Source organism: Nocardia arthritidis (genome assembly GCF_011801145.1).
In the GTDB taxonomy this organism is placed as follows: domain Bacteria; phylum Actinomycetota; class Actinomycetes; order Mycobacteriales; family Mycobacteriaceae; genus Nocardia; species Nocardia arthritidis_A.
The window spans coordinates 1,380,599-1,402,752 of the sequence record NZ_CP046172.1 but is presented as its reverse complement, the minus strand read 5'-3'; the positions used below and the strand labels follow the sequence as shown (position 1 = coordinate 1,402,752).

The window sequence follows — 22,154 nt, the reverse complement described above, 5'->3', positions numbered from 1 at the left end:
ACGGGTTCACGAAAGACTCGGCGCATGCCGTCTTTCGCCGATTTCGACCGCCGCAATTACCCGATCGTCGACGTCGCCACCGGGTACGACGGGTGGGCGCCGACCTATGAGCAGACCGTCATGGACGAAATGGACCTGGCGCTGCTCGACCGCCTGCGCACCCCGGACTGGGCGGGCGTCGGGCGGGCCGCCGACCTCGGCTGCGGGACGGGGCGCACCGGGAGCTGGTTGCGCGGGCACGGCGTCGCTCGCATCGACGGCATCGACGCGAGCGCGGGCATGCTGGCGCTGGCAAAGGAGCGCGGCGTACACGAAACACTCACCCAGGCCGATGTTCGTGACACCGGATTATCGAGCGGCACATACGATCTGGTGATCGCTTCGCTGATCGACGAGCACCTGCCCGACCTGAAACCCTTCTACGCCGAGGCATTCCGGATCGCCGCGCCGGGCGGGAAATGCGTGATGGTCTGCTTCCACCCGCAATTCATCATGGTGACCGGGATGCCGACGCACTACACCGCGCGCTCCGGCGAACCGGTCGCGATCAGCACCCACCTGCATCTGATCAGCGAACACCTCACCGCGGCAATGGATTCCGGCTGGACGCTGACCGAGATCGCGGAGAATGTCGTCGAAGAGAGCTGGTTGACGCGCAAGCCCAAGTGGGGTGAGCTGCTCGGCCAGCCCTTCAGCATGGCGTTGGTGTGGTCGCGACCGTAGCGAACCTTGTTGAGCCGTGCACGATCTCAACTATCCGCCGGGCGAGCCCCGCGCGCAGGAGTTCGACAGGACAGCGCACATCAGGCGTAGATGCCCTCCACATACCAGGAACCGCCGCGGTAGCTGAGCAGCAGGACGCGCATGTCGGCGGGTTCGGCCGCGAGTCGCACCTGCGCACGGGCGATGAACGCGTCGGCGGATTCCGGTGTCCACCAACGCTCGTCGACCGGCCACGGGCCCGCCCAGCCGTCCAGGCGCCATTGTCTGCTGCCCCAGTGCAATCGGGCGGGGTCCGCGCTGAACAGTCCCCGCTCGGTGACGTGGACATCGGCGGCCGCCGCATCGACCAACCGGACCGGCGGGCGGTTCAACAGGATCACCGCGGGGGCGGGCTGCGGCAATTGTCCCGGCCACGGCAGCGCCGGATCGGCGGCCGGGACCGGCTCGTCACCGAGTGCGACCATGGTGATGCGTTCGGCCGGGCCCCGCCCGCCGCTGAGCACGCCGAGCCGTACCGCCTCCCCGCCCAGCAGACCCTGCACCCGGACCAACACCCGGCGGAACCGCTCCTCGGTCTCGCCGACATCGCCCCACAGGCCGAGCTGTAGTGCCCCGGCGGCCACCACCTCGACCGGCTCCAGCCGCAGCACGGTGATCGGTCCGGTGGGCCGGGCGCCCGTGCGGCGGGTGAGCCAACCATCCAACTGCCAGCGCACCCGATCGGCCGTGCCCGCTGGGGTCAACGGTTCGGCGCATCGCCAGATACGCGAAAGCTCTTCGCCTGCCTCGGTTTTCGCGATCACCGCGAGACGGGTGCAGGCCACCGACGCGGCGGACAGCCGCGCGTGCAGTTCGGTGGCGAGCAGCCGTCCGGCAAAGGCGGCCGCGTCGACCCGCTCGATGGGCGGATCGCAGGGATATTCGACGGCCAGATCCGGCGGCACCGGGCGCGCGGACACCGGACGCTCCGGCAGCGCGCGGGCACAGCGGTGGGCCAGCACGGCATCGGCGCCGAAGCGCGACGCCACCTCGGCCGGGGTCAGCCGGGCGAAGTCGCCGATGCGGCGTAAACCCAAGCGGTCCAACAGATCCACCAGCTCGGCTCGCTCCGGCGCGGCCAGGCTCGGCTCCACCGCCAGCTCCCGGATCGGCAGCGGCGCAAGATATTCGGCGCCACCGCCGGGCGGGACCAGCGCCGCCCGCCGGGCCGCGAGCACCGCGGTGGACAGCGCGTCGGCGATGCCGATCTGCGCCTCGACCCCGACCGCGGCCACCGCGTCCACCAGCCGCTCCGCCGCGGCCGCCTCGGAACCGAAAAACCGTGCCGCGCCGCGCGCGTTCAGGATCAACAGTCCGGGACGCAGCACCTCGACTCCGGGCACCGTCGCGTCGACAGCCGCGACCACCGGTTCGAACAATCGCGCGTCCCGATCCGGATCCGCCTGTGCCAGTATGAGTTCCGGACATCGCGACTGCGCCTCGCGGCGGGTCAGCCCGATCCGGACCCCATCACCCCTTGCGATCGCCGAACATTCGACCACCCGATTCGCGGCGAGCACCGCCACCGGCCGCGTCGCGGGCACCTCGGCGACCGCGGCCGCCGCCACCGCGGCCCAGTCCTGGCACCACAGCGCCAGCACCCGCGCCGGACCCAGGGCCGAATCAACCCGTCGCGCCATACGCATGCACGACACCGGCCGATCGAACCGGACTTTCTGCGCCAAACCGGCGCGCGCACAATAAGATCGACGGCCGTGTACACCGACACCGACAACCAGCGGCGCCGTTCGGCGGGCCAACCCCGCCGCGGCGAACGCCATCACCTGGACCGAATCGCCGAAGCCAACCTGTACCGCCACGGCACAACTCCGGCCGCACCGCAGCAACCCGAACCTGACAACCGCCGCCACCACCTGGAACATCTCGCGGAGGCCAACCCCGGCCGCCGCCGCCCCCGCGACCGCCGCTCACCAGCCTGAGCCCGGTCTCGAAGCCCAGCCTGCCGCCGCAGCCCAGCTCGGCGCCTGACAAGGGGCCGACACCGGGGTCGTATCGACTGCGACAACGCGGCCAGGCGACGAACCAAACCGCGACGGATCCGACTGCGCCGCAAGGTCTCAGCCCGGCCCCGAAGTCCGGCCTGCCGCCGCGGCCCGGTTCGACACCCGGCAAGTAACCGACACCGGGGTCGTGTCGACTGCGACGACAACGCGGCCAGGCGGCGGCGAATCGGATTGCGCCGCATGCCCTGAGCCCGGCATCGAAGCCCGGGCGAATACCTTTGCGGCCCGACTCGACGCCCGGCAAGTAACCGATACCGGAGTCGTATCGGCTACGGCGACAACGCAGTCGGGCCGCGACGGGTGGGGCCGCGCTGCACTCAGGAGACGGCGGCATCGGTTGTCGCATCCGGAACCGAGGTGATCGCGTCCAGCCGTACCCATTCCACGCGACCGGCGTTGGGGCGCAGGTCGATTCGGCCGCGCCGGGGCGGGCCCGCCTTCCCGCGGGCCTCGACGTCGAGGCTGACCGAACGCAATCGCCCCGAGCCTGCGCCGAGTCCGCCATAGCCGGCGATGCGGGCGCTGAGCCGCAGCGCGGGATTGTCCCAGCGGCCGTCGGTGACCACCAGGGTCGCGCCTCTGCTGCGGGCGCGCGCGGCGATCACCTTGGCGCGGGACGGCGGCACCGCGGCGCCGCCGAGTCCGAGCACGATCAGATCGATGCCGTCGAGCAATACGGCGGTCACCGCCACCGGATCCGGACCGGGATCGGCGACCACCGCGAGCCGCTCCAGCCGGGCCCCCATTTCCACCGCGGCGAGCAACCCGAGCCGGGGCACCCCGACCAGCGCGGCGTACCCGCCGGTGCCGGTCACGGTGGCGAGCAACCCAGCGAGCAGTGAGCTCGCCCCGGTGTAGGAGACGACGGATCCACGCGCCAACCCGCCCACCGGCAACAATTCGGCAAGCGCGGCGGGGACGGGCAGCGGCTCCCGGCGCGGCCCATCCGCCGCCGGGGCCCCGGCAGCCGACGATTCGCCACGCGCGGGTATCGCCGCGATCCTGCCGCGCAGCTCATCCAGTGTCGGCTTGGGCAATTCCGCATCCGAACCCATCCCTACCACCTACTTCCCACGATGGAACCCGGGGCGAAGCACGCGGAGCTGCCCCACCGAAAGGGAAGCCAGCACCGATCCAGCTATCGATCCTTATCGAATATACGTTCGACTTGACCTCAGTGAAAACCCACCCCCGGAATCCGTCAAGAGCACCCATAACGGGTACCGTCGCACCCGCGCTCCCCCGCGACGGCGAAAGTGTGAAATGCGCTGTCCGGCACCGGCACACTGTCGACTCGAATCAGGCCAGCTACCACCGAATTCGGATACTCTGCTCCCATGATCGATCGCCCCCGTCCCATCGTCGGCCCCGACTATCTGGTGGCCGGCCGCTACCGTCTGCAATCCAAGATCGGCGGTGGCGGTATGGGCGCGGTCTGGCTCGCGCACGACCGCCTACTCGATCGGGATGTCGCCATCAAGCAGGTGCTCTCCACGGCCGGGCTCGGCGAAGCCGAGGCGAACGAGATCCGCAACCGGATCATGCACGAGGGCCGGGTCGCCGCGAAGCTCTCACACGAGCACGCCATCGCCGTCTACGACGTGGTGCTGGAGGCGGGTGAACCCTGGCTGGTAATGGAGCATCTGCCATCGCGCAGCATCGCGAAAGCGCTGGCGCTGGTGGACATCCTGCCGCCGATCGAGGTCGCCCAGATCGGCGCGCAGGTCGCCGACGCGCTGGCCGCCGCGCACGCCGCGGGCATCGTGCACCGCGACATCAAGCCGGGCAATATCCTGGTCGCCGACCGCGGCCCGGCCGTCGGCATGGCGAAGCTCAGCGACTTCGGTATCTCCAGCGGCGCGGGCGACGCCGACGAGGCCGACGGCGTCATCACCGGAACCCCCGCGTACCTACCCCCCGAGGTCGCCCGCGGCGCGCAGCCGACCAGAGCCAGCGACGTATTCTCGCTCGGCGCAACGCTGTACACCGCGATCGAGGGACAGCCGCCGTTCGGCCTCGAAGAGGATCCGGAAATCCTGGTCCAGCGCGCGGCGATGGCGCAGATCATTCCGCCGAGCCGCAGCGGCGTGCTCACCGCGGCACTGCTGCACATGATGGAGCCCGCACCGCAACGCCGCCCGACCATGGCCGAGGCCAGGGACGAAATCCTCACCGCCGCTTTCGGCCCCGGCACCGGGCCGTACATTCTCGGTTCCCCGGTACGCACCGAGGACGGCACCATTCCGGCGTGGGCGGCCCGGAATTCGGCGCCGGGCCTGCGCAGCCCGCTCACCACACCGCTGCCCCGGCCGCACCGCAATCAGCAGGCCGGCCCCGCCGCACCGCCGCAGCGCGCCAAACAGAAGGAACCGAGCAACGCGCCGCTGGCCATCGCCATCGGCCTGCTGATCGGCCTGATCATCATCATCGCGATCATCATCGCGCTGATGTGATGCGAAAGATCAACGCGGTCAATCGATCCGGCGTCGATGCGCCCACCTGGTGAGCGCGTTCCGATTGGACTGCTGGGTTTTGCGCAACACGTTGGAGGCGTGCGTTTCTACCGTCTTCACCGAGATGAACAGCGTTTCCGCGATCTCCCGATAGGTGTAGCCGCGGGCGAGCAGCCGCAGCACCTCCAGTTCGCGTGGGGTCAGCGAATCGAGTTCCGGATCCAGCGGCGGCTCCGGCGCCGGTGACCTGCCGGTGAACGAGTCGAGGACGAAACCGGCCAGCCGCGGACTGAACACCGCATCCCCGCCCGCGACGCGCCGAATGCCCTCGGCCAGTTCGGCGCCCGAGATGGTCTTGGTCACATAGCCACGGGCGCCCGCACGGATCACCGCGATCACATCCTCCGCGGCATCGGACACGCTCAGCGCCAGACAGACCGGGCCGTCGTCGATTCCGGACAGCACCGCGACGCCGCCGCCGTCCGGCATGTGCACGTCGAGCAGCACGACATCCGGTTTGGCGGTATTGATGCCCGCGATCGCCTCGGCGACTCCGCCCGCCTCGCCGACCACCTCCATATCGGTTTCCCGGCTCAATTCCGCCCGCACCCCGGAACGGAATACCGCGTGATCATCGACGAGAAAGACCCGCACGGTCGTTCCCCCGCCTCTCGGTGTCTCCTCGCCGATCGCGGACGTCTCGCCGGTTTCGTACCCGGCCCGCATATCCGGCCGAGTCTCGGGCGAGTTATCCATGGACCGGCGAGATCGGTCTGCTGGTTTGCCCTGCCACCTTAACCTTGCCTCTCGGTCGTGTGCCGTTTCGTCGCATGCCGAATGGCTGACGTGCTGTTTCATCGAGCAGCCGAAACCGGACTCATTCTCCGGGGATGCGCACCGGCTCGGTGACCGCGGTGGCCGAGACCGGCACCTCGTCCTGCGCGGCCTCGGCGACCTCGTTCTGGTCGCCGGAGTCGGTGCGCGGCATGAAGATTCGCACCTCGGTGCCGCGGCCCGGGGTGGACAGGATCTCCACCGAACCACCACGCCGCTCGATCCTGGCGTGAATGGATTTCGCGACGCCCTGCCGGTCGGACGCCACCGCGGACACATCGAAACCGGTGCCGCGGTCGCGCACGAAAATACTCACCTGATGCGGCTCCACCTCGGCGAACAGGTCGATCTCCGGGACGCCCGCATGTTTGGCGGCATTCACCAGCGCCTCGCGGGTGGCGCCGAGCAGCGCCGTGAAATGCTCCTTCGGCAGACCGCATCCGGTGTCGCCGACATCCATCGACACATCGCCGACGGTCACCGGGGCCACCTTCACCCCGTGCTGGTCCTCCACCTCGCCCGCGATGGTGCGCAGCGCCGCCGCCAGACTCGACTGGGCCGGACCGGAATCCTCGAACAACCACCTGCGCAGTTCGCGCTCCTGGCTGCGGGCCAGCCGGACCACCTCCTGCGGATCGTTGGCCTGGCGCTGGATCAGTGCGAGCGTCTGCAGTACCGAATCGTGCAGGTGGGACGCGATCTCCTCGCGCTCCTCGTTGCGGATGCGGGCCGCCCGTTCGGCATTCAGCGCCCGCACGGTGCGCAGCCACAGCGGCACCGTGAGCAGACCGCCGCCGATCAGCGTGACCGCCACCGCCACCAGCGCCGACCCGAGCGAACTCAGATCGATCTGCGCGAGCACGATCACGCCGAGCCCGACCACGATCAGCGTGACGCCGCCGATGATGCGCGTCCAGGTGACCACCGTCGGCTTGGCAGGCAGGCCGAGCAGCGATTTCGGCCCCTCGGTGTCGTACTCGCGCCAGACCAGGGCCGCACCGACCGCGACGACGACGACCGGGACGATCACACCGCCGGCGGTCCCGCTGAACACCCAGCCCACCGCGACCGCGAGACCGAGCCCGAGCAGCGCCAACCCGATCGCCTGCCGCCGCTCCTCACCCGATGGGCGAACCTGGTCGGCGCCGCCGGGTGTGAAGATCCACAGCAGGCCGTACGCGACGATGCCCGCCCCGGCCAGCGCGGACAGCAGGACGAACGCCATCCGCACCTTGAAGACGTCGACCCGCAGATGGTCGGCGAGGCCACCTGCGACACCGCCGACGATCCGGCCCCCCGAGCGCCGCACCAGCCGCGACACATTCGGCCCGGGATCCAGGGCGCCCGCGGAACCGAACCCGCGAGCCGCATGGAACCCCCTGGCCTCGAAGGCGGGAGCAGACGGATACATGCCTTCGATACTGGCATGTCCCACCGACAGCCAGCTATGGGGAAAGACCCTGATCTTCCCGATCGTGTGACGTGGTCAGATTCCGCACTTGGCGATTGCCCAGGGTGGCGATGGTGGCCGCCACCAGTGCTGCGGATCCGCCGAGCAGGGTCGCGCTGTTGCCGATATGTTGTGCGAGTATTCCGGCACCGATCTCCCCGATCGGGAGGGCCAGGAACGATCCGACCGCGTCGTAGGAATACACGCGGGCCAGACGATCAGGCGGAATGTTTTCCTGCAGAGACAGATCCCACGCGACCGTGACTTGCTCGAGGGCTACACCGCTGAGGAACATGACGAAGGCCAGCAGTAAGACGGTAGGGGCCAGGGCGAGGACTATCAGCGGTAGTGCGGCCATGAGGATGAGGGCTACCCCGAGGTAGAGCATGCGATGAATCCGGGACCTGGCTGCTATGAGCCCTCCGACCACCGCCCCGACCATTTGCGCGGTGAGCGCGACACCCCACGCTGTTCGCCCCATGGAGTGGTTGGCGATCACCGGCCCGAGGACTAGCACACCACCTGCCTGTACGGCATTCACCACCGTGCACAGGAGTACGACGCTCCACACCCATGAGCGAGACCAGAATTCACGCCATCCATCGGCCAGCTCGGTGAGCGGATGTGCGTGCTCGACAGGCTGCCCGGTGGCGGCCGGTATCCGGATCCCGGCGAAGAACATCGCCGCGCCCGCGAACAAGACGGCGTTGCAGCCTAGGCCCCAGCCCGGCCCCAACGACGCGACGAGCACGCCCCCGAGCGAGGCTCCGATGATCGAGCCGATGTTGACCGTGATCCGCATGACGGCGTTCGCCTGCCGCAACAATTCCTGCGGCACCGTTTGCGGCGTCAGCGCGGCCGAGGCCGGGAACGACATGGCCGCCACCGCGCCATTGAGCGCGCTCAACCCGACCAGCAGTGGAATCGAGGCGAAATGCAGCAGCACACTCGCCGCGATCACAGCCTGAACGCATGCCGCCACCAGAGCCGAACCCTGCAACACCACCGCCCGCGATACGCGGTCTGCGACAACACCGCCGAGCAGTAGCAGAGCCACATTCGTGATCGAACGTGCCCCCACGACGTATCCCAGGTCGGTGGTCGAGCCCGTCAGGTCGAGCACCGCGAACGCGAGCGCCACCGGCGCCATCATGTTCGCCGAGTACGTCATGAGACGACCAGTGGCGAGTCTGCGAAAGTTTCTGTGCCGCAAGGGAGCCAACGGCTCGGCCTGCAATAGTGCACTCACAGAACAATCCCCCTCCAGGCGTAACCTCTTGCGAGAGCAGGGATCTACTGCCCTCATGTCCTTACTCGCGATGGCCGATCTCGACGGTCAGGACGTCTCCGTTGTCGACGCATTCCGAGGACCCGACTCGGCAGCGGTATCCAGTTCGGGCAACAAGTGCACGACGAGGCTGACTCGCTCGGCTCCGTCGGGCGCAGAGGCTGTCACCTCTGGCGCATCACGCCGATAGCGATCGATGACGTTGTGCAAGTCGCGTTGCAGGTTGATGGCCTCCGCGGGAGTGAGTCGCAAGGCCCAGTCGCTCATCTCGAAGACGTCTTGCCACGCGCGCGGCATGGTCTGAAATTCGTTCAGTGTTCGCTGGGCACTAAGGCTGTGGACCGCGGCGATGGACTGCATGTAGGCCAGTACCGCCTCGGGTTCTCGCTCGACCAGTTCCGGGTCGTCGAACCTCGTCGCCAGATATACCGCGCGCCACCAGCGTTCCCGCGCGTTGCCACGTTCGGTGTCCTCCTCGACGAACCCGGCCGCGCCGAGTTGACGCAGGTGGTAGCTGGCCGTACCCGAGTTCACGCCCAGCCGCTCGGCGAGACGGGTAGCGGTGGTTGGGCCGTACTTTCGCAGCAAACCCACCACCTGCACCCGCACTGGATGAGCCAGCGCGCGTAGCCCCTTGGCATCCAAGACAACCGTTGCCGCATCGGATTTCGACTCAGTCGGCCCCACGCTTGCATCACTCATATCAGCCACGGTAAACCGCCAACAGTTCTTCGCGAAGACTTCTTCGCGAAGAACTGTTGGCGATTATGTGCCATCGGCGCACTCGGCTCGGTGACAGATATGACGCTTCGCCACAGTCCGGCGCTAAGCCGAGTCACACCTCGTTACCCGGAAAGCCGATTCGCGATGGTGTGTTTCTGGTGCGCAGGACCTTCAGTGCGAGCGCCACCGCCGGCGTCGATCTCAGCCCGGCGGCACTGCTGCCGAGCATCGATCTGAGCGCGGGACCGACGGCCAGCGGCAGCATCGGGCTCGATCTGCCGCTGCAGCCGGGGAAGGTCACCGATGTCGCGGTCGGTGAGAAGGATCTGTCCGACGGCGTCACCGGATCGATCATCAGCAAGGATTTCCATATCAAGGTGGAGGACTGCGCCGAACCGCTGACCATCCAGGCGTCACCACCATCACCGCTGAGTCCCCCGCGGTCACCGGAATGGGGGCGGTGGTCGGTGACCCGGCCGTGCTGTAGTCGCGAATAGCCCTCTTACCGGGGTCATTCCAAGGAATCAGGCGGCATTTCAGGGTTCCCCCCGATGCGCCTGAGCTCGGCGCGAACGCACCATGGGAGCCATGACGAAAACAAGCTTCGGCGATCAGCTCCAGCAGATGTGGCACACGCGGCCCGTCCGGTTGCCGCGGCAGGGCCCGATCGCCGGCGTCGCGGCCGGATTCGGTCAACGCTACGGAGTCGACCCCGTGCTGGTGCGGGTCGCCCTGGTGGTGACGACGATCTTCGGCGGCTCCGGTGTCGTGCTCTATCTGCTGGCCTGGCTGCTGTTCCCCGAAGCCGGTGAGTCGTCGGCCGCCGAGGCGCTGCTCGGCAAGGGCCGCAGCTCGCAATCCACCACCAAAACGGTGGTGTTGATCGTCGCGCTCGCCATCGTGGTGAGCGCCGCGGGCCCGGTCGGCGTCGGATTCGGCGGATCCGGGGTGATCGGCATGGCTCTGCTGCTCGCTGGATGGTGGATGCTGCACATGCGCACGCCGCAACCGCCGCCGGGCACCAGCGCGCTGGCCGACGGCCCGTACCCGGACAGCGGACTCAACGCCACCGGATACCCGGGCGCTGTTTTCCCTATGGGACACCGCAATCCGGGTGACGCCTTCGCCAACGGCGTGCCGCGCACCGACGTGTACAGCCCGTACACCAAACTGCCGGACGCCTACGTTCCCGATGTTCCCGTCGCGGATGACGAGGCGAAAACCACTGTGCTGCCGAAGGATAACGACACGGTGCTGCTCACCAAGTCCGAATCGGCAGCCGCGACAACAACTTCCGAGGAGACCGCACCAGGGAAGACTCCGGATCAGCACGGCAACGACGCCGCGGCCGGCAATGACGCCGGCCCGCGGTCCGGTGGAATATCTTCGGCCGCAAGCTCTTCCATCGGTCAGGGCCGGACCCCGCCGTCGTGGGATCCGCTCGGTGTCGCGCCGCTGGCCTGGGATCTGCCCGATCCGACACCGGTGCGCACCGTCGTCGCGCCGCCGCAGCCCAAGCGTCCGCGTTCCCGGCTGACGGCCGTGGTGATCGGCCTCGCCATACTCGCGGCGGCGGCCGCGGGCGCGGTGGCCGCCTCCGGGGTGGACTGGATGACGCCCGGCCGGATCGGCGCGGTGGCGCTGGCGGTGCTCGGGCTCGGCATGGTGGCGGGCGCGTTCCTGCGCCGCGGCTACGGGCTGCTGGTGCTCGCCGCCCCGCTCACCGGATTCGTGATCCTCGCGTCGCTGGCCGGGCCGATCGACTTCAAGGGTGGCGAGGTCGGCGACCGTCTCTGGGCGCCGACCACGATGGCCGACCTGCAGCCGAAGTACGACCTCAGCGTCGGCGAGGGGACCCTCGATCTGCGCTCACTGCATCTGACCGAGAACTACAAGGTGGATGTCACGGTGAAGATGGGTGAGGCCCGAATCCTGGTGCCGGACAACATGACCGTGCGAACCACCTGCCATGTGCGCATGGGCGACAACAGCAAATGCCCGGCGGGCATCACCGGACCGAACAAACCGAACGATCCGGTGCTCAACCTGAACATCAACGTCCGAACCGGAAGCGCGGAGGTGCAACGTGGCCGATAACCCCGACACCAGGCAGACCCGAGGCCCATCCGCCATGCTGCTGATCCTCGGCGTGCTGGCCCTGCTGGTCAGCCTCTGGGCCTTCATCAGCCCGTCCTCGCTGCTCTTCGGCGGCGCCATCCCCTTCGGCTGGGTCCTCGTCTTCGCCGCCATCATCGTCGGCGGCCTCCTGGTCCTGTCCCCCCGAAAACGCCGCTGACACGCCGCAATTCGCAAATGGCCCATCCACCGGATGGGCCATTTTCGTTGCGGCGCAATCACTCCCACTCGATGGTGCCCGGGGGCTTGCTCGTCACGTCGAGTACGACGCGGTTGACCTCCGCCACCTCGTTGGTGATGCGGGTGGAGATGCGTTCCAGGACGTCATAGGGGAGGCGGGTCCAGTCGGCGGTCATCGCGTCCTCGCTGGACACCGGGCGCAGCACCACCGGATGTCCGTAGGTGCGGCCGTCGCCCTGCACGCCGACGCTGCGCACATCGGCGAGCAGCACCACCGGGCACTGCCAGATCTGGCGGTCCAGTCCGGCGGCGGTGAGCTCCTCGCGCGCGATGGCATCGGCCTGCCGCAGCGTGCGCAACCGGTCCGCGGTCACCTCACCGACGATGCGGATGGCCAACCCCGGACCCGGGAACGGTTGGCGCGCAACGATTTCCTCCGGCAGCCCGAGCTCGCGGCCGACCGCGCGGACCTCGTCCTTGAACAGCAGCCGCAGCGGCTCGACCAGTTCGAATTCCAGATCGTCCGGCAGCCCGCCGACATTGTGATGACTCTTGATGTTCGCGGTGCCGCTGCCGCCGCCGGATTCGACGACATCCGGGTAAAGCGTGCCCTGCACCAGGAATTCGACCTTCGGAACCGCGCCATCAGAGCCCTGTTCGGTGACGATCCCGCTCACCGCGTCCTCGAACGAGCGGATGAACTCACGCCCGATGATCTTGCGCTTCTCCTCCGGATCGGTGACGCCCTTCAGCTCACCGAGGAACTTGTCCACCGCATCGACGGTCACCAGTTTGGCGCCGGTCGCGGCGACGAAATCCTGCTGCACCTGCTCGCGCTCCCCCGCCCGCAACAGGCCGTGATCGACGAACACACAGGTGAGCCGATCACCGATGGCCCGCTGCACCAGCGCGGCGGCGACCGCCGAATCGACACCGCCGGACAGCCCACAGATCGCGTGACCCGTGCCGATCTGCTCGCGCACCCGCGCGACCAGCGATTCGGCGATATTGGCCGGGGTCCAGGTGGCCGGAATACCCGCCATCTCGTGCAGGAACCTGCTCAGCACCTGCTGACCGTGCGGCGAATGCAGCACCTCCGGGTGGTACTGCACACCCGCCAGCTTGCGCGCCCGATCCTCGAAGGCCGCGACGGGCGCACCCGCACTGGTACCGGTGACCTCGAAACCCGACGGCGCGTCGGTGACCGCGTCGCCGTGGCTCATCCAGACCGGCTGCAACGTCGGCAGGCCGCCGTGCAACACGCCGCCGTCCACACTCAATTCGGTGCGGCCGTATTCGCGGGTACCGGTGTGCGTGACCGTGCCGCCGAGCGCCTGCGCCATCGCCTGGAAGCCGTAGCAGATGCCGAAGACCGGCACGTCGATATCGAACAGCCGCGGATCCAATTGCGGTGCGCCATCGGCATACACGCTCGACGGACCGCCCGACAGGATGACCGCGAGCGGCTGGCGCCGCGCGATCTCCTCGACGGTGGTGGTATGCGGAATCACCTCGGAGTAGACACTCGACTCACGGACCCGCCGGGCAATCAGTTGGGCATATTGCGCACCGAAGTCGACGACGAGGACGGGTCTCTGGGATTCTGCCACCGGCACAGTCTAGTGATGGGGGTGAACTCGGTCCGCACACCCCTCACCGCTGGTTATCCTCTTGCTCGTGCCATTCGCCCGTGCGATCGATGCCGACATCCATTACGAGGACAGCGGTGGCACCGGTCCGGTCGTGTTGCTGGCACACGAATTCTTCATGGACCGAACGATGTTCGCGTCCCAGATGGCCGCGCTGTCACCGGAATTCCGCATCGTCTCCTGGGACGCGCGCGGACACGGCCGCACCAGGGACGAGGGCCTGCCCTTCACCTACTGGACCGCCGCCCGCGACGCGCTGACCGTCCTGGACCACCTCGGCGTCGAACGCGCGGTGGTCGGCGGCACCGCACAGGGCGGGTTCACCGCGCTGCGCACCGCGCTCATCGCGCCGGAACGGGTTTCGGCGCTCATCCTGATCAGCACCGAGGCGAACGGACCGACGCCGGAGCAGTCGTCGGCCACTCAGAAATTCCTGGACGAGTGGTACGACGACGAATCGCGCGAGGCCGCCGTGCACCGGCTCGCCTCCTGGTTGATCGGCGACGACGACTGGTACCGCGAGATCTGGACCAAACGCTGGCTGGTGCGCGACCGCCGCGGCATCGAGGTGGCGGCGGGCTGTCTGCTCGGCCGCGATTCGGTGCTGGAGCGGCTATCCGAAATCGCCTGTCCCGCTTTGGTGATTCACGCCACCGACAGCGGTATCGCCCGCGAACGCGCCAAACAGCTCGCGCGCGGCATCGCCGATTCCACCTATCTGGAGATCGCGGGCGCCCGGCTCGCGGTCACCATGACCCATCCGGAGCCGGTGAACCACGCCATCCAGCAATTCCTGCGCGCGACCACCGAACCGCAGCACGCGCCGTGATCAGGCGCGGACGCTGAGCCCGACCTTCTGGAACTCCTTCAGATCCGAATATCCGGCCTTCGCCATCGAACGACGCAGTCCGCCAACCAGATTCAGCGAACCGAACGGGTCGTCGGACGGACCGTAGAGCACCCGCTCCAGGCTCGGCTGGACCAGTTCGCCGGAGTCCTCGTCATCGAGCCAACCCTCGTCTACCGGTAGCAGCGCGCCGCGTGGCACCGACGGATGCGCGGCCGCCGACGGCCAGTACCAGCCGCGGCCCGGCGCCTCGGCGGCCACCGCGAGCGGATAGCCGAGCATCGCGGCGTCCGCGCCGCAGGCGATGGCCTTGGCCAGCTGGCCCGAGTTCGCGATCTGCCCGTCCGCGATGACGTGCACGTAGCGCCCGCCGGTCTCGTCCAGGTAGTCGCGCCTGGCGGCCGCGGCGTCGGCGATCGCGGTGGCCATCGGCACGCCGATGCCGAGCACCTCGCCCGTCGTCGTCGCGCCGGGCGTGGAACCGTAGCCGACGATGACGCCCGCCGCACCGGTCCGCATCAGGTGCAGCGCGGTGCGGTGATCGCTGACACCGCCCGCGACCACCGGCACATCGAGTTCGGCGATGAAGGTCTTGAGGTTCAGCGGCTCACCGTCGCCGACATGTTCGGCGGAGATGATGGTGCCGTGCACGACGAGCAGATCGATCCCGGCCTGCACCAGCGCCGGGGTGAGCGTGCGGGCGTTCTGCGGGCTGACCCGCACGGCGACCGTCACGCCCGCGGCCCGCACGTGCGCGACCGCGGCCGCGAGCAGATCCGGCTGCATCGGCGCGGCGTGCAGCTCCTGCAGCAGCCCGATGGCGCGCTCGTATCCGCCCTTGTTGACCAGCTCGAGCAGCTGATCGATCTTGGCGGCCACATCGGCGTGCCGCGCCCACAGACCCTCGCCGTTGATTACCCCGAGACCGCCGAGTTTGCCGAGCTGAACGGCGAATTCGGGCGAGACGAGCGCATCGGTCGGGTGCGTCAGGAACGGGATCTCGAAGCGGTAGGCGTCCAACTGCCAGGACAGCGACACCTGCTTCGACGAACGGGTCCGGCGCGACGGAACGATGTTCACATCGTCCAGTTCATAGGTACGCCGGGCGGTCCGGCCCATGCCGATCTCGACCATGTCGCGCACGCTTGTCTCCTGTGTCTGATTGCTCTGTTGATTTCCGGCGCCCGCGGCGCTGGGTGTTCTCGGCGCAGGGTGTTCTCCGCCCTGGGAGTCTCGCTCGGCAGCGGTCGAAACGGGCCGAGAACGTCGCTCGCAAGCCTCGCTCCCGGGGTGGTTACCACTCGAACGAATGTCACGACCGACCGCTGACCGTATAGGAACAGTCGGCCCGCACCGATGCCCGCCTGGTTTATACCCACGGACAGGTCCATCATGCTCGGACCGTCCAGTCCAGTACACCTGCGTCAAGCAGGGTAGGCGAAGCTTCCGGGCCCGGCGCATCCGGCCGCCGGACCCGGTTCGCGTCAGCCGCGCCCGGTGTAGTTCGGCGCCTCGACGGTCATCGTGATGTCGTGCGGATGGCTCTCCTTCAGCCCCGCCGCGGTGATCTGCACGAACTGCTTCTGCTGCAGATCCGCGATGGACTGCGAACCGGTGTAGCCCATGGCCGCGCGCAGGCCGCCGACCAGCTGATGGATCACCTGGTTGACCGGGCCGCGGAACGGCACCCGGCCCTCGATGCCCTCGGGGACCAGCTTGTCCTCGGCGAGCACGTCGTCCTGGAAGTAGCGGTCCTTGGAGTACGACTTGGCCTGGCCACGCCCCTGCATCGCACCGAGCGAACCCATACCCCGGTAGCTCTTGAACTGCTTGCCGCCCACCAGGATCAGCTCGCCGGGCGATTCCGCGGTGCCCGCCAGCAGCGAGCCGAGCATCACGGTCGACGCGCCCGCCGCGATCGCCTTGGCGATATCGCCGGAGAACTGGATGCCGCCGTCGGCGATCACCGGAACACCGTGCGGCCTGCACGCCGCGACGGCCTCCAGGATCGCGGTGATCTGCGGGGCGCCGACACCGGCGACCACCCGGGTGGTGCAGATGGAACCGGGACCGACACCCACCTTCACCGCATCCGCGCCCGCCTCGACCAGCGCGGCAGCGCCGGCGCGAGTGGCGACATTGCCGCCGACGATCTGGATGCGATCGCCGACCTCGGCCTTCACCTTGGCCACCATCTGCAGCACGCCGGCCTGATGGCCGTGCGCGGTATCGACGATCAGCACGTCGACACCCGCGTCGGCCAGCGTCATGGCGCGCGACCAGGCGTCCTCGCCGACGCCGACCGCCGCGCCGACCAGCAGGCGGCCGTCGCGATCCTTGGTGGCGTTCGGGTACTGATCGGTCTTGACGAAATCCTTGACGGTGATGAGCCCGCGCAGCCTGCCGTTGCCGTCGACGATCGGCAGCTTCTCCACCTTGTGCCTGCGCAGCAGGCCGAGCGCCGCCTCGGCGGTGACCCCCTCCTGCGCGGTGATCAGCGGGGCCTTGGTCATCACGTCGGCGACCTTGCGGTCCTGGTCGACCTCGAATCGCATGTCGCGGTTGGTGATGATGCCGACGAGCGCGCCGGTCTCGTCCACCACCGGCAGGCCGGAGATGCGGAAGCGGGCGCACATCGCGTCCACCTCGGCGAGGGTGTCGGTGGGACGACAGGTGACCGGGTCGGTCACCATGCCCGCCTCGGACCGCTTCACCGTCTCCACCTGGGCGGCCTGATCGGCGGTCGCCAGATTGCGGTGCAACACGCCCATACCGCCGGCGCGGGCCATCGAGATGGCCATTCGCGCCTCGGTGACGGTGTCCATGGCCGAACTGACCAGCGGCGTGCGCAATTTGATCTCGCGGGTGAGGTAGCTGGTGGTCTCCACCGAGCTTGGAATGAGATCCGAGGCCGCAGGCAGCAACAGGACATCGTCGAACGTGAGGCCGAGCATGGCGATCTTGTTCGGATCGTCGCCACCCGTAGGAGGGCGGACTGCGATTCGTTCGCCCGTTACGGGAACACTCATTCGGATCGACCCCTCCTGGAACGTCGAAAGCACGTACGCCGGACCGATCCGGCGTGGCGGACAGCTGATGGAATGGACGGTGGAGGCCGGGCGAATGGTGTCGGGTACCCGCCCCGCGCCTGCTCCCATGGTATCTGTCCGGCAAATCACGCGAACAACTGAGGCCACCACCGAAACTGGCACGCCGCATAGCTGGCGCAGACCACCCTGTTCTGCGTACCGTGGGGATGTGCGTGACCATCTACCACCTGGCTTGCCGCCGGATCCGTTCGCCGGAGACCCCTCCGACCCGTCCGCCGCGCTCGACGCCATCGAGCCCGGCGAGCCGCTGGATCCCCACGAGCGCCTTGCGGTCGAGGAGGATCTCGCCGACCTCGCGGTGTATGAGGCGCTACTAGCCCATCGCGGGATCCGCGGGCTCGTGGTCAGCTGCGAGGATTGCAGGCAAGACCACTACCACGACTGGGACATGTTGCGCGCCAACCTACTTCAGCTGTTGGTCGACGGCACGGTGCGCCCGCACGAGCCCGCGTACGATCCGACGCCCGAAGCCTACGTCACCTGGGACTATTGCCGCGGCTACGCGGACGCCTCGATGAACGAGGCGTTCCACGGCGACGGATTCGACGGGTTCGACAGCTGACGTTCGTCACGGCACGCGCAGCACGACCCACCGTGACAAGACAAAAAGCCGACCGCCATCCGGCGATCGGTTGATGTCTTGCACAATGGCGTTTTCCAGTTGTTTGCTGGCGCTCGTAACTACCGAGTCCCCGGCGCCTTACCCGGTGTGCCCGGATTCACATGCGGGCGGGTGATCGGGTTTCCATCCGCGGTCGGCTCGACCACCGTGGGCGAGGCCACGGTGGTCGGCACGACGGTGGGACGGCTGGGCACCGAGGTCGGCTCGACCGCACTGGTCGGCGGCACGGTGACCGGGGCGGTGGTCGGATTGCCGATGGTGCTCGGTTCCGACCCGGTCGACGTACCCGAACCCGTTCCCGTCCCGGTCGGCTCGCTACCGCTGGACGTCGTCGGCTTGACCGGATTCGAAGTGGTGCCATCCACCGCGGGATTCGGCGTGACCGGCAGCGTCGTCGATCCGGAGTTGATCGGCTTATCGCTCGGGTGCGGTGCGGTGGTGATCTCCGGGATCCGGATATTCGTGTCCTTGGCCACCGACTTCAGCCGTTCCAGCAGTCGGTTGAACTGCTCCGCCAACTGATCCTGCTTGCCGGTGTCGTTGACCGCGGTCGCGTTCGACCGCGCCTGCTCCAGCTTCGCCTTCGCCTGCTGCACGTCCTGCTGACTCGGATTCGGGCTGTTCAGCAGGGCGGCCGCCGCGGTCATGTCATCGTTGGCGCGCTGCACAACGGTGCTCTGCGCCTGCTCGCTGAACACGACCTGCTTGACTCCCCACAGCGGATCGCCGGGACTCGAGTTGTACGAGAACGCCATCAAACCGCCGATGACCAGGGCGAGAGCCGCCGCAGCCCCGAGGATCGGGCGCAGTAGCCGTAGTCGCCCCTTGGCCTGCGCGCCCACACGTACCTTGCGCGCACCGATCTCCTGATTCACCGCCGCGACGATCTCATCGAGATCCGGGTCGCTCGGCAGCGGCTCGGAGAGAAGTTCGGCACGCCAGCTGGCCAGCAGCGTAGCGAGCTGATACTCCTCCGCGCTGTCGGTCGGCACCGGCCCATCGCTGGCGATGGCATCGATCAGCGCATCGTCGCGACGCACCGCGGCGATGTCGACCGGACCGGTATCCCCGGACGCCTCGGCGTAGGGACCGCTGTTTCGCGATCCACGCCGCGCCTTCCAGTCGCCCCGACCGCGCTCGCCATCCCTAGCCATACATTTCACCTGCCCTCGCCACTTGAGACTTGAGTTTCGCGAGCGCCCTGTGCTGAGCCACTCGTATAGCGCCCGCCGTACTGCCCACGGCGACCGCGGTTTCTTCCGCTGACAAACCCATAACCAAACGCAGGATCAGGATCTCTCGATGCTTTTCCGGAAGCGTCGCCAGCAGTTTGTTCATCTGCCTGCTGGTTTCGGATTCGAGAGCTCGCTGCTCCGGCCCTTGGTCGGTGGATATGACATCTGGTACTTCGGCCATCGCCTCCGCCTTGTTACGGCTGGCGTTGCGATGTGCGTCGGCGACCTTGTGCGAAGCGATTCCGTACACGAAAGCCATGAAGGGCCTGCCCTGGTCTTGATACCGGGGCAAGGCTGTCATCACGGCCAGACAAACCTCCTGCGCAACGTCATCCGCGGAGAGCTGCCCACGCTCCGCGGCGCCGATCCGCGCGCGGCAATAACGCACCACCAGCGGGCGGATCATCTCGAGTACCTGAGCTAAAGCGGATCTGTCGCCCTGCGCAGCGGCAGCGACGGCGAGGTCCAACTCTTCGCCCGTGTGCGTCATCGTCAGAGAATTTCCTGGCGTTACAAGTGGCACGGCCGGTGAGGACCAGTGCTTCCGCCGAAGGGGCGGAACGGGTCTAACAATAGCGATACGAGAGGCGCAGCCGGGCAACACGGTCGGGTTCGACGCGACCTCACGCCGCTTGCCCAGGATTCTCCCAGGATTCGACCGGAAATCCGCTCGGCTAGGTCCGGAACCGGCCCCCGCAGCGCGCGATGCGGGCGGCGCACATGGCCGCCTCCGCGACCGGATCGTCCGCGAGATCGGTGAGCGATGTTGTGGCCGAGTCGTTTTCCGGATCGTTTTCCGGCCGAGTGACATCGGCGCCCGCGCGGTTCGCGTCCGATCCCGGCCCGAGGCCGGCACGCAGCATCGCGGCGGCCCAGCGCAGCGGCAGCAGTTCGTGCCGCGCGCAGTCCACCGCCACCGTCTCGGCGAGCGCGGCGGCTCGATCGGGTTGTCCGGCAGCCGCGTTGGCCGCGGCGACCAGCAGCCGGGATTTGACCCGGTGCCGCACCGACGGCGCGCGTTCGGCGAGCGCCATCGCGGCCTCGGCGTGCGCGAGCGCCACGGGCGAACCACCGGCCAGCGCGGTCTCGGCGCACACCCAGTGCCAGCGAATCCATGCGCGCCAACGGGTCTCGTCGACGAGCAAGAGCTCCCCCGAGCGCCACAACAGCCGCCGCGCCAGCGCCAACCGCCCGGTGCCGAGCGCGTCGGCGGCCAGGCCGGTCAGCGCGTCGCACGCGGCGTCGCGAATGTCGGGGAGCGCAATCTCGCCAGACAGCCCTATTCCCAGCAGTGGCGAATCCGCCGGGGGCAGCGAGTCGGTCGGCGCGGACGAACGGACTTGGTACCCGAGGTCGGCGTATGCGGTCTGTCGCTCCGGGGCGTCCGGTGCGTACCCATCGTCGGCTCGGCCATCACCGGGAATCGCAGCGCGGGATGTGGCGTCGCCCGACCGCGCCGGGAGCTCCTCGGACTGTTGCCGATTGGATTCCGGCTCGCCCGGGTGCCCGGAATCCAGCGGTATGACGGTGGGCCGGAGTCGTGGAGTGTCGGGGTGCGAGCGGAGCAGGGGTAGGGCGATGGCGGCGGCGTGACCGTCCAGGGCGGCGGCGCGGGCGTGCCAACCGAGTTGACGCAGCAGTGAACCTTCGGTGCTGGCGGCCAGCGAAAGAAGTATCGGATCTGCGCGACGCGCCCGAATAATGCGCAGTTCTACGCGCGCCGCGGCATAACTTCCCTGGCCGCCGAGAATCACCGCGCGATACCACGAATCGAGTGCGGATGCGGCGGTGGGCAACTCGGCAGCGGCGTCGCCTGGGCGTTCGCCGAATGCGGCCGCCGCGAGGCGGGCGGTGGGTGAATCTGTCAGCGGAACTGGCGCGAGCACCGCCGAACTCTATCCCGGCCCAGGTCGCCGAGCACCGGATCGGAGCGCCGGATGCGAGTGGGGCAAACTCGTAGCATTTTCGCTCTTCGCATCATGTTTCCATCAGGTAAAACTCATCTTCGGAATGCGATCGGGCGCTGCGGATAAATTCACACGCTTATCGCGCAATTAACCTCGGCGCCCCGATTCCGCCATCTCCGACAAGCCCGCAGTTGACGGGTCACGGAAGGGGTCGCGACCAGCACTGTCGCGTCGGACACCATCCCAACCGGCCGCTCCGCCCAAAAACACACTCTCACCTGCGAAAACGAGGGATCAACAAGAGCATGACGGCATCGCCGCGCATTGGTCAACCGAACAGTATCGCCGGAACCAATGCAAAAAGTAAACAGCTCGGAGGTTAAATTTGTCCGCCAAAGATTTGGAAAACTACCGCGCCGAACTATTGACGGAATTTCGCGCCTGGACCTAACGTAGCTCAACGCCACGGTCGGCGCCGCGCGAAATTGCAGCGACCGCAACGGGCGAGGCCAAGAGCACGCCCATCCGGCGTGTGGCCCACAACTGTTGCAGAACGACTGCTCGACAACGCCGACGAGCTCGCACCACGAGGAGTTCACAACCATGCCCATGCCCACCCACCTTCCCGGGCCGAACGCCGATGTCTGGGATTGGCAGATGCGCGGATCCTGCCGCGGGCAGGACTCGTCGGTGTTCTTCCATCCCGATGGCGAGCGGGGACGGGCCCGCACCGCGCGCGAGATGCGCGCCAAGGAGATCTGCCGCAGTTGCCCGGTGTTGATGCAGTGCCGCAGCCACGCCTTGAAAGTCAGTGAGCCCTACGGCATTTGGGGCGGAATGTCGGAAACCGAGCGGGAGATGCACGCCCGGCGCAACCGCAGGCGGATGGCGGTCTGACCCAAAAATCTCCCATCCGAACGGTGTCGCGCGTCGA

Annotated in this window: 21 protein-coding genes; 9 read left to right on the top strand and 12 right to left on the bottom strand. The window is 68.1% G+C overall.

Features of this window, described 5'->3' with window-relative positions; genetic code table 11:
- The first annotated feature begins 24 nt into the window (after nt 1-24).
- A complete protein-coding gene (locus F5544_RS06075; RefSeq protein ID WP_167472269.1) occupies nt 25-723 on the top strand; it encodes a class I SAM-dependent DNA methyltransferase in 699 nt (232 codons plus the stop codon).
- Nucleotides 724-803: 80 nt separating this feature from the next.
- On the opposite strand, the gene F5544_RS06070 is transcribed toward F5544_RS06075, so the two are convergent.
- On the bottom strand, nt 804-2,402 hold the full coding sequence (locus F5544_RS06070; protein WP_167472268.1) for a DNA polymerase Y family protein: 1,599 nt from the start codon (nt 2,400-2,402) through the stop codon (nt 804-806).
- A 75-nt stretch (nt 2,403-2,477) separates the two neighbouring features.
- Between F5544_RS06070 and F5544_RS06065 the strand changes: the two genes are divergently transcribed.
- Nucleotides 2,478-2,702, top strand: a complete 225-nt coding sequence (locus tag F5544_RS06065; protein WP_167472267.1) for a hypothetical protein — start codon at nt 2,478-2,480, stop codon at nt 2,700-2,702.
- Between the two features lie 401 nt (nt 2,703-3,103).
- On the opposite strand, the gene F5544_RS06060 is transcribed toward F5544_RS06065, so the two are convergent.
- Nucleotides 3,104-3,841 carry a hypothetical protein gene (locus tag F5544_RS06060; RefSeq protein ID WP_167472266.1) on the bottom strand — a complete coding sequence of 246 codons (738 nt, stop codon included), beginning with the start codon at nt 3,839-3,841 and terminating at the stop codon, nt 3,104-3,106.
- 282 nt (nt 3,842-4,123) lie between these two features.
- Between F5544_RS06060 and F5544_RS06055 the strand changes: the two genes are divergently transcribed.
- Nucleotides 4,124-5,239, top strand: a complete 1,116-nt coding sequence (locus F5544_RS06055; protein WP_167472265.1) for a serine/threonine-protein kinase — start codon at nt 4,124-4,126, stop codon at nt 5,237-5,239.
- Nucleotides 5,240-5,257: 18 nt separating this feature from the next.
- Here F5544_RS06055 and F5544_RS06050 read toward each other — a convergent pair whose 3' ends face one another.
- The 4 genes from F5544_RS06050 to F5544_RS06035 all read right to left on the bottom strand — a co-directional run bounded on the left by F5544_RS06050 (nt 5,258) and on the right by F5544_RS06035 (nt 9,513).
- Nucleotides 5,258-5,893, bottom strand: coding sequence for a response regulator (locus tag F5544_RS06050; RefSeq protein ID WP_167479006.1), 636 nt, complete (start codon nt 5,891-5,893; stop codon nt 5,258-5,260).
- 223 nt (nt 5,894-6,116) lie between these two features.
- A complete protein-coding gene (locus F5544_RS06045; protein WP_167472264.1) occupies nt 6,117-7,484 on the bottom strand; it encodes an ATP-binding protein in 1,368 nt (455 codons plus the stop codon).
- Nucleotides 7,485-7,518: 34 nt separating this feature from the next.
- Complete coding sequence (locus F5544_RS06040; protein WP_167472263.1) at nt 7,519-8,829, bottom strand: MFS transporter; 1,311 nt, start codon at nt 8,827-8,829, stop codon at nt 7,519-7,521.
- A gap of 30 nt (nt 8,830-8,859) precedes the next feature.
- Entirely contained in the window at nt 8,860-9,513 is a 654-nt protein-coding gene (locus F5544_RS06035) for an ArsR/SmtB family transcription factor (RefSeq protein WP_167472262.1), read from the bottom strand.
- A gap of 179 nt (nt 9,514-9,692) precedes the next feature.
- Here F5544_RS06035 and F5544_RS06030 point away from each other — a divergent pair, with 179 nt between their 5' ends.
- The 3 genes from F5544_RS06030 (at nt 9,693) to F5544_RS06020 (ending at nt 11,830) form a co-directional block, all read left to right on the top strand.
- Nucleotides 9,693-10,031 carry an MspA family porin gene (locus tag F5544_RS06030; protein ID WP_167472261.1) on the top strand — a complete coding sequence of 113 codons (339 nt, stop codon included), beginning with the start codon at nt 9,693-9,695 and terminating at the stop codon, nt 10,029-10,031.
- An 82-nt stretch (nt 10,032-10,113) separates the two neighbouring features.
- The gene (locus tag F5544_RS06025) at nt 10,114-11,631 is read left to right on the top strand and encodes a PspC domain-containing protein (RefSeq protein ID WP_174867281.1); all 1,518 of its coding nucleotides are present in this window, start codon (nt 10,114-10,116) and stop codon (nt 11,629-11,631) included.
- Nucleotides 11,621-11,830 carry a hypothetical protein gene (locus tag F5544_RS06020; RefSeq protein WP_167472259.1) on the top strand — a complete coding sequence of 70 codons (210 nt, stop codon included), beginning with the start codon at nt 11,621-11,623 and terminating at the stop codon, nt 11,828-11,830. The genes F5544_RS06025 and F5544_RS06020 overlap by 11 nt, the downstream gene beginning before the upstream one ends.
- Nucleotides 11,831-11,888: 58 nt before the next feature.
- Here the strand turns inward: F5544_RS06020 and guaA are convergent, their stop codons facing one another.
- Nucleotides 11,889-13,460, bottom strand: coding sequence for a glutamine-hydrolyzing GMP synthase (guaA, locus tag F5544_RS06015; protein ID WP_167472258.1), 1,572 nt, complete (start codon nt 13,458-13,460; stop codon nt 11,889-11,891).
- 67 nt (nt 13,461-13,527) lie between these two features.
- Here guaA and F5544_RS06010 point away from each other — a divergent pair, with 67 nt between their 5' ends.
- Nucleotides 13,528-14,328, top strand: coding sequence for an alpha/beta fold hydrolase (locus F5544_RS06010; RefSeq protein ID WP_167472257.1), 801 nt, complete (start codon nt 13,528-13,530; stop codon nt 14,326-14,328).
- Here F5544_RS06010 and F5544_RS06005 read toward each other — a convergent pair whose 3' ends face one another.
- Nucleotides 14,329-15,489, bottom strand: a complete 1,161-nt coding sequence (locus F5544_RS06005; protein ID WP_167472256.1) for a GuaB3 family IMP dehydrogenase-related protein — start codon at nt 15,487-15,489, stop codon at nt 14,329-14,331.
- A gap of 341 nt (nt 15,490-15,830) precedes the next feature.
- On the bottom strand, nt 15,831-17,375 hold the full coding sequence (guaB, locus tag F5544_RS06000; RefSeq protein WP_174867279.1) for an IMP dehydrogenase: 1,545 nt from the start codon (nt 17,373-17,375) through the stop codon (nt 15,831-15,833).
- 229 nt (nt 17,376-17,604) lie between these two features.
- Between guaB and F5544_RS05995 the strand changes: the two genes are divergently transcribed.
- Nucleotides 17,605-18,018, top strand: coding sequence for a DUF5319 domain-containing protein (locus F5544_RS05995; RefSeq protein ID WP_011207424.1), 414 nt, complete (start codon nt 17,605-17,607; stop codon nt 18,016-18,018).
- Between the two features lie 119 nt (nt 18,019-18,137).
- Here F5544_RS05995 and F5544_RS05990 read toward each other — a convergent pair whose 3' ends face one another.
- The 3 genes from F5544_RS05990 to F5544_RS05980 all read right to left on the bottom strand — a co-directional run bounded on the left by F5544_RS05990 (nt 18,138) and on the right by F5544_RS05980 (nt 21,199).
- Nucleotides 18,138-19,232, bottom strand: a complete 1,095-nt coding sequence (locus F5544_RS05990; RefSeq protein ID WP_167472255.1) for an anti-sigma-D factor RsdA — start codon at nt 19,230-19,232, stop codon at nt 18,138-18,140.
- Nucleotides 19,225-19,803: a sigma-70 family RNA polymerase sigma factor gene (locus F5544_RS05985; protein WP_167472254.1), complete on the bottom strand. Its 579-nt coding sequence runs from the start codon at nt 19,801-19,803 to the stop codon at nt 19,225-19,227. Before F5544_RS05985 ends, F5544_RS05990 begins: the two co-directional genes overlap by 8 nt.
- A 184-nt stretch (nt 19,804-19,987) precedes the next feature.
- Nucleotides 19,988-21,199, bottom strand: coding sequence for a hypothetical protein (locus F5544_RS05980; RefSeq protein WP_167472253.1), 1,212 nt, complete (start codon nt 21,197-21,199; stop codon nt 19,988-19,990).
- A 624-nt stretch (nt 21,200-21,823) separates the two neighbouring features.
- Here F5544_RS05980 and F5544_RS05975 point away from each other — a divergent pair.
- The gene (locus F5544_RS05975) at nt 21,824-22,117 is read left to right on the top strand and encodes a WhiB family transcriptional regulator (protein WP_167472252.1); all 294 of its coding nucleotides are present in this window, start codon (nt 21,824-21,826) and stop codon (nt 22,115-22,117) included.
- Nucleotides 22,118-22,154: the final 37 nt, after the last annotated feature.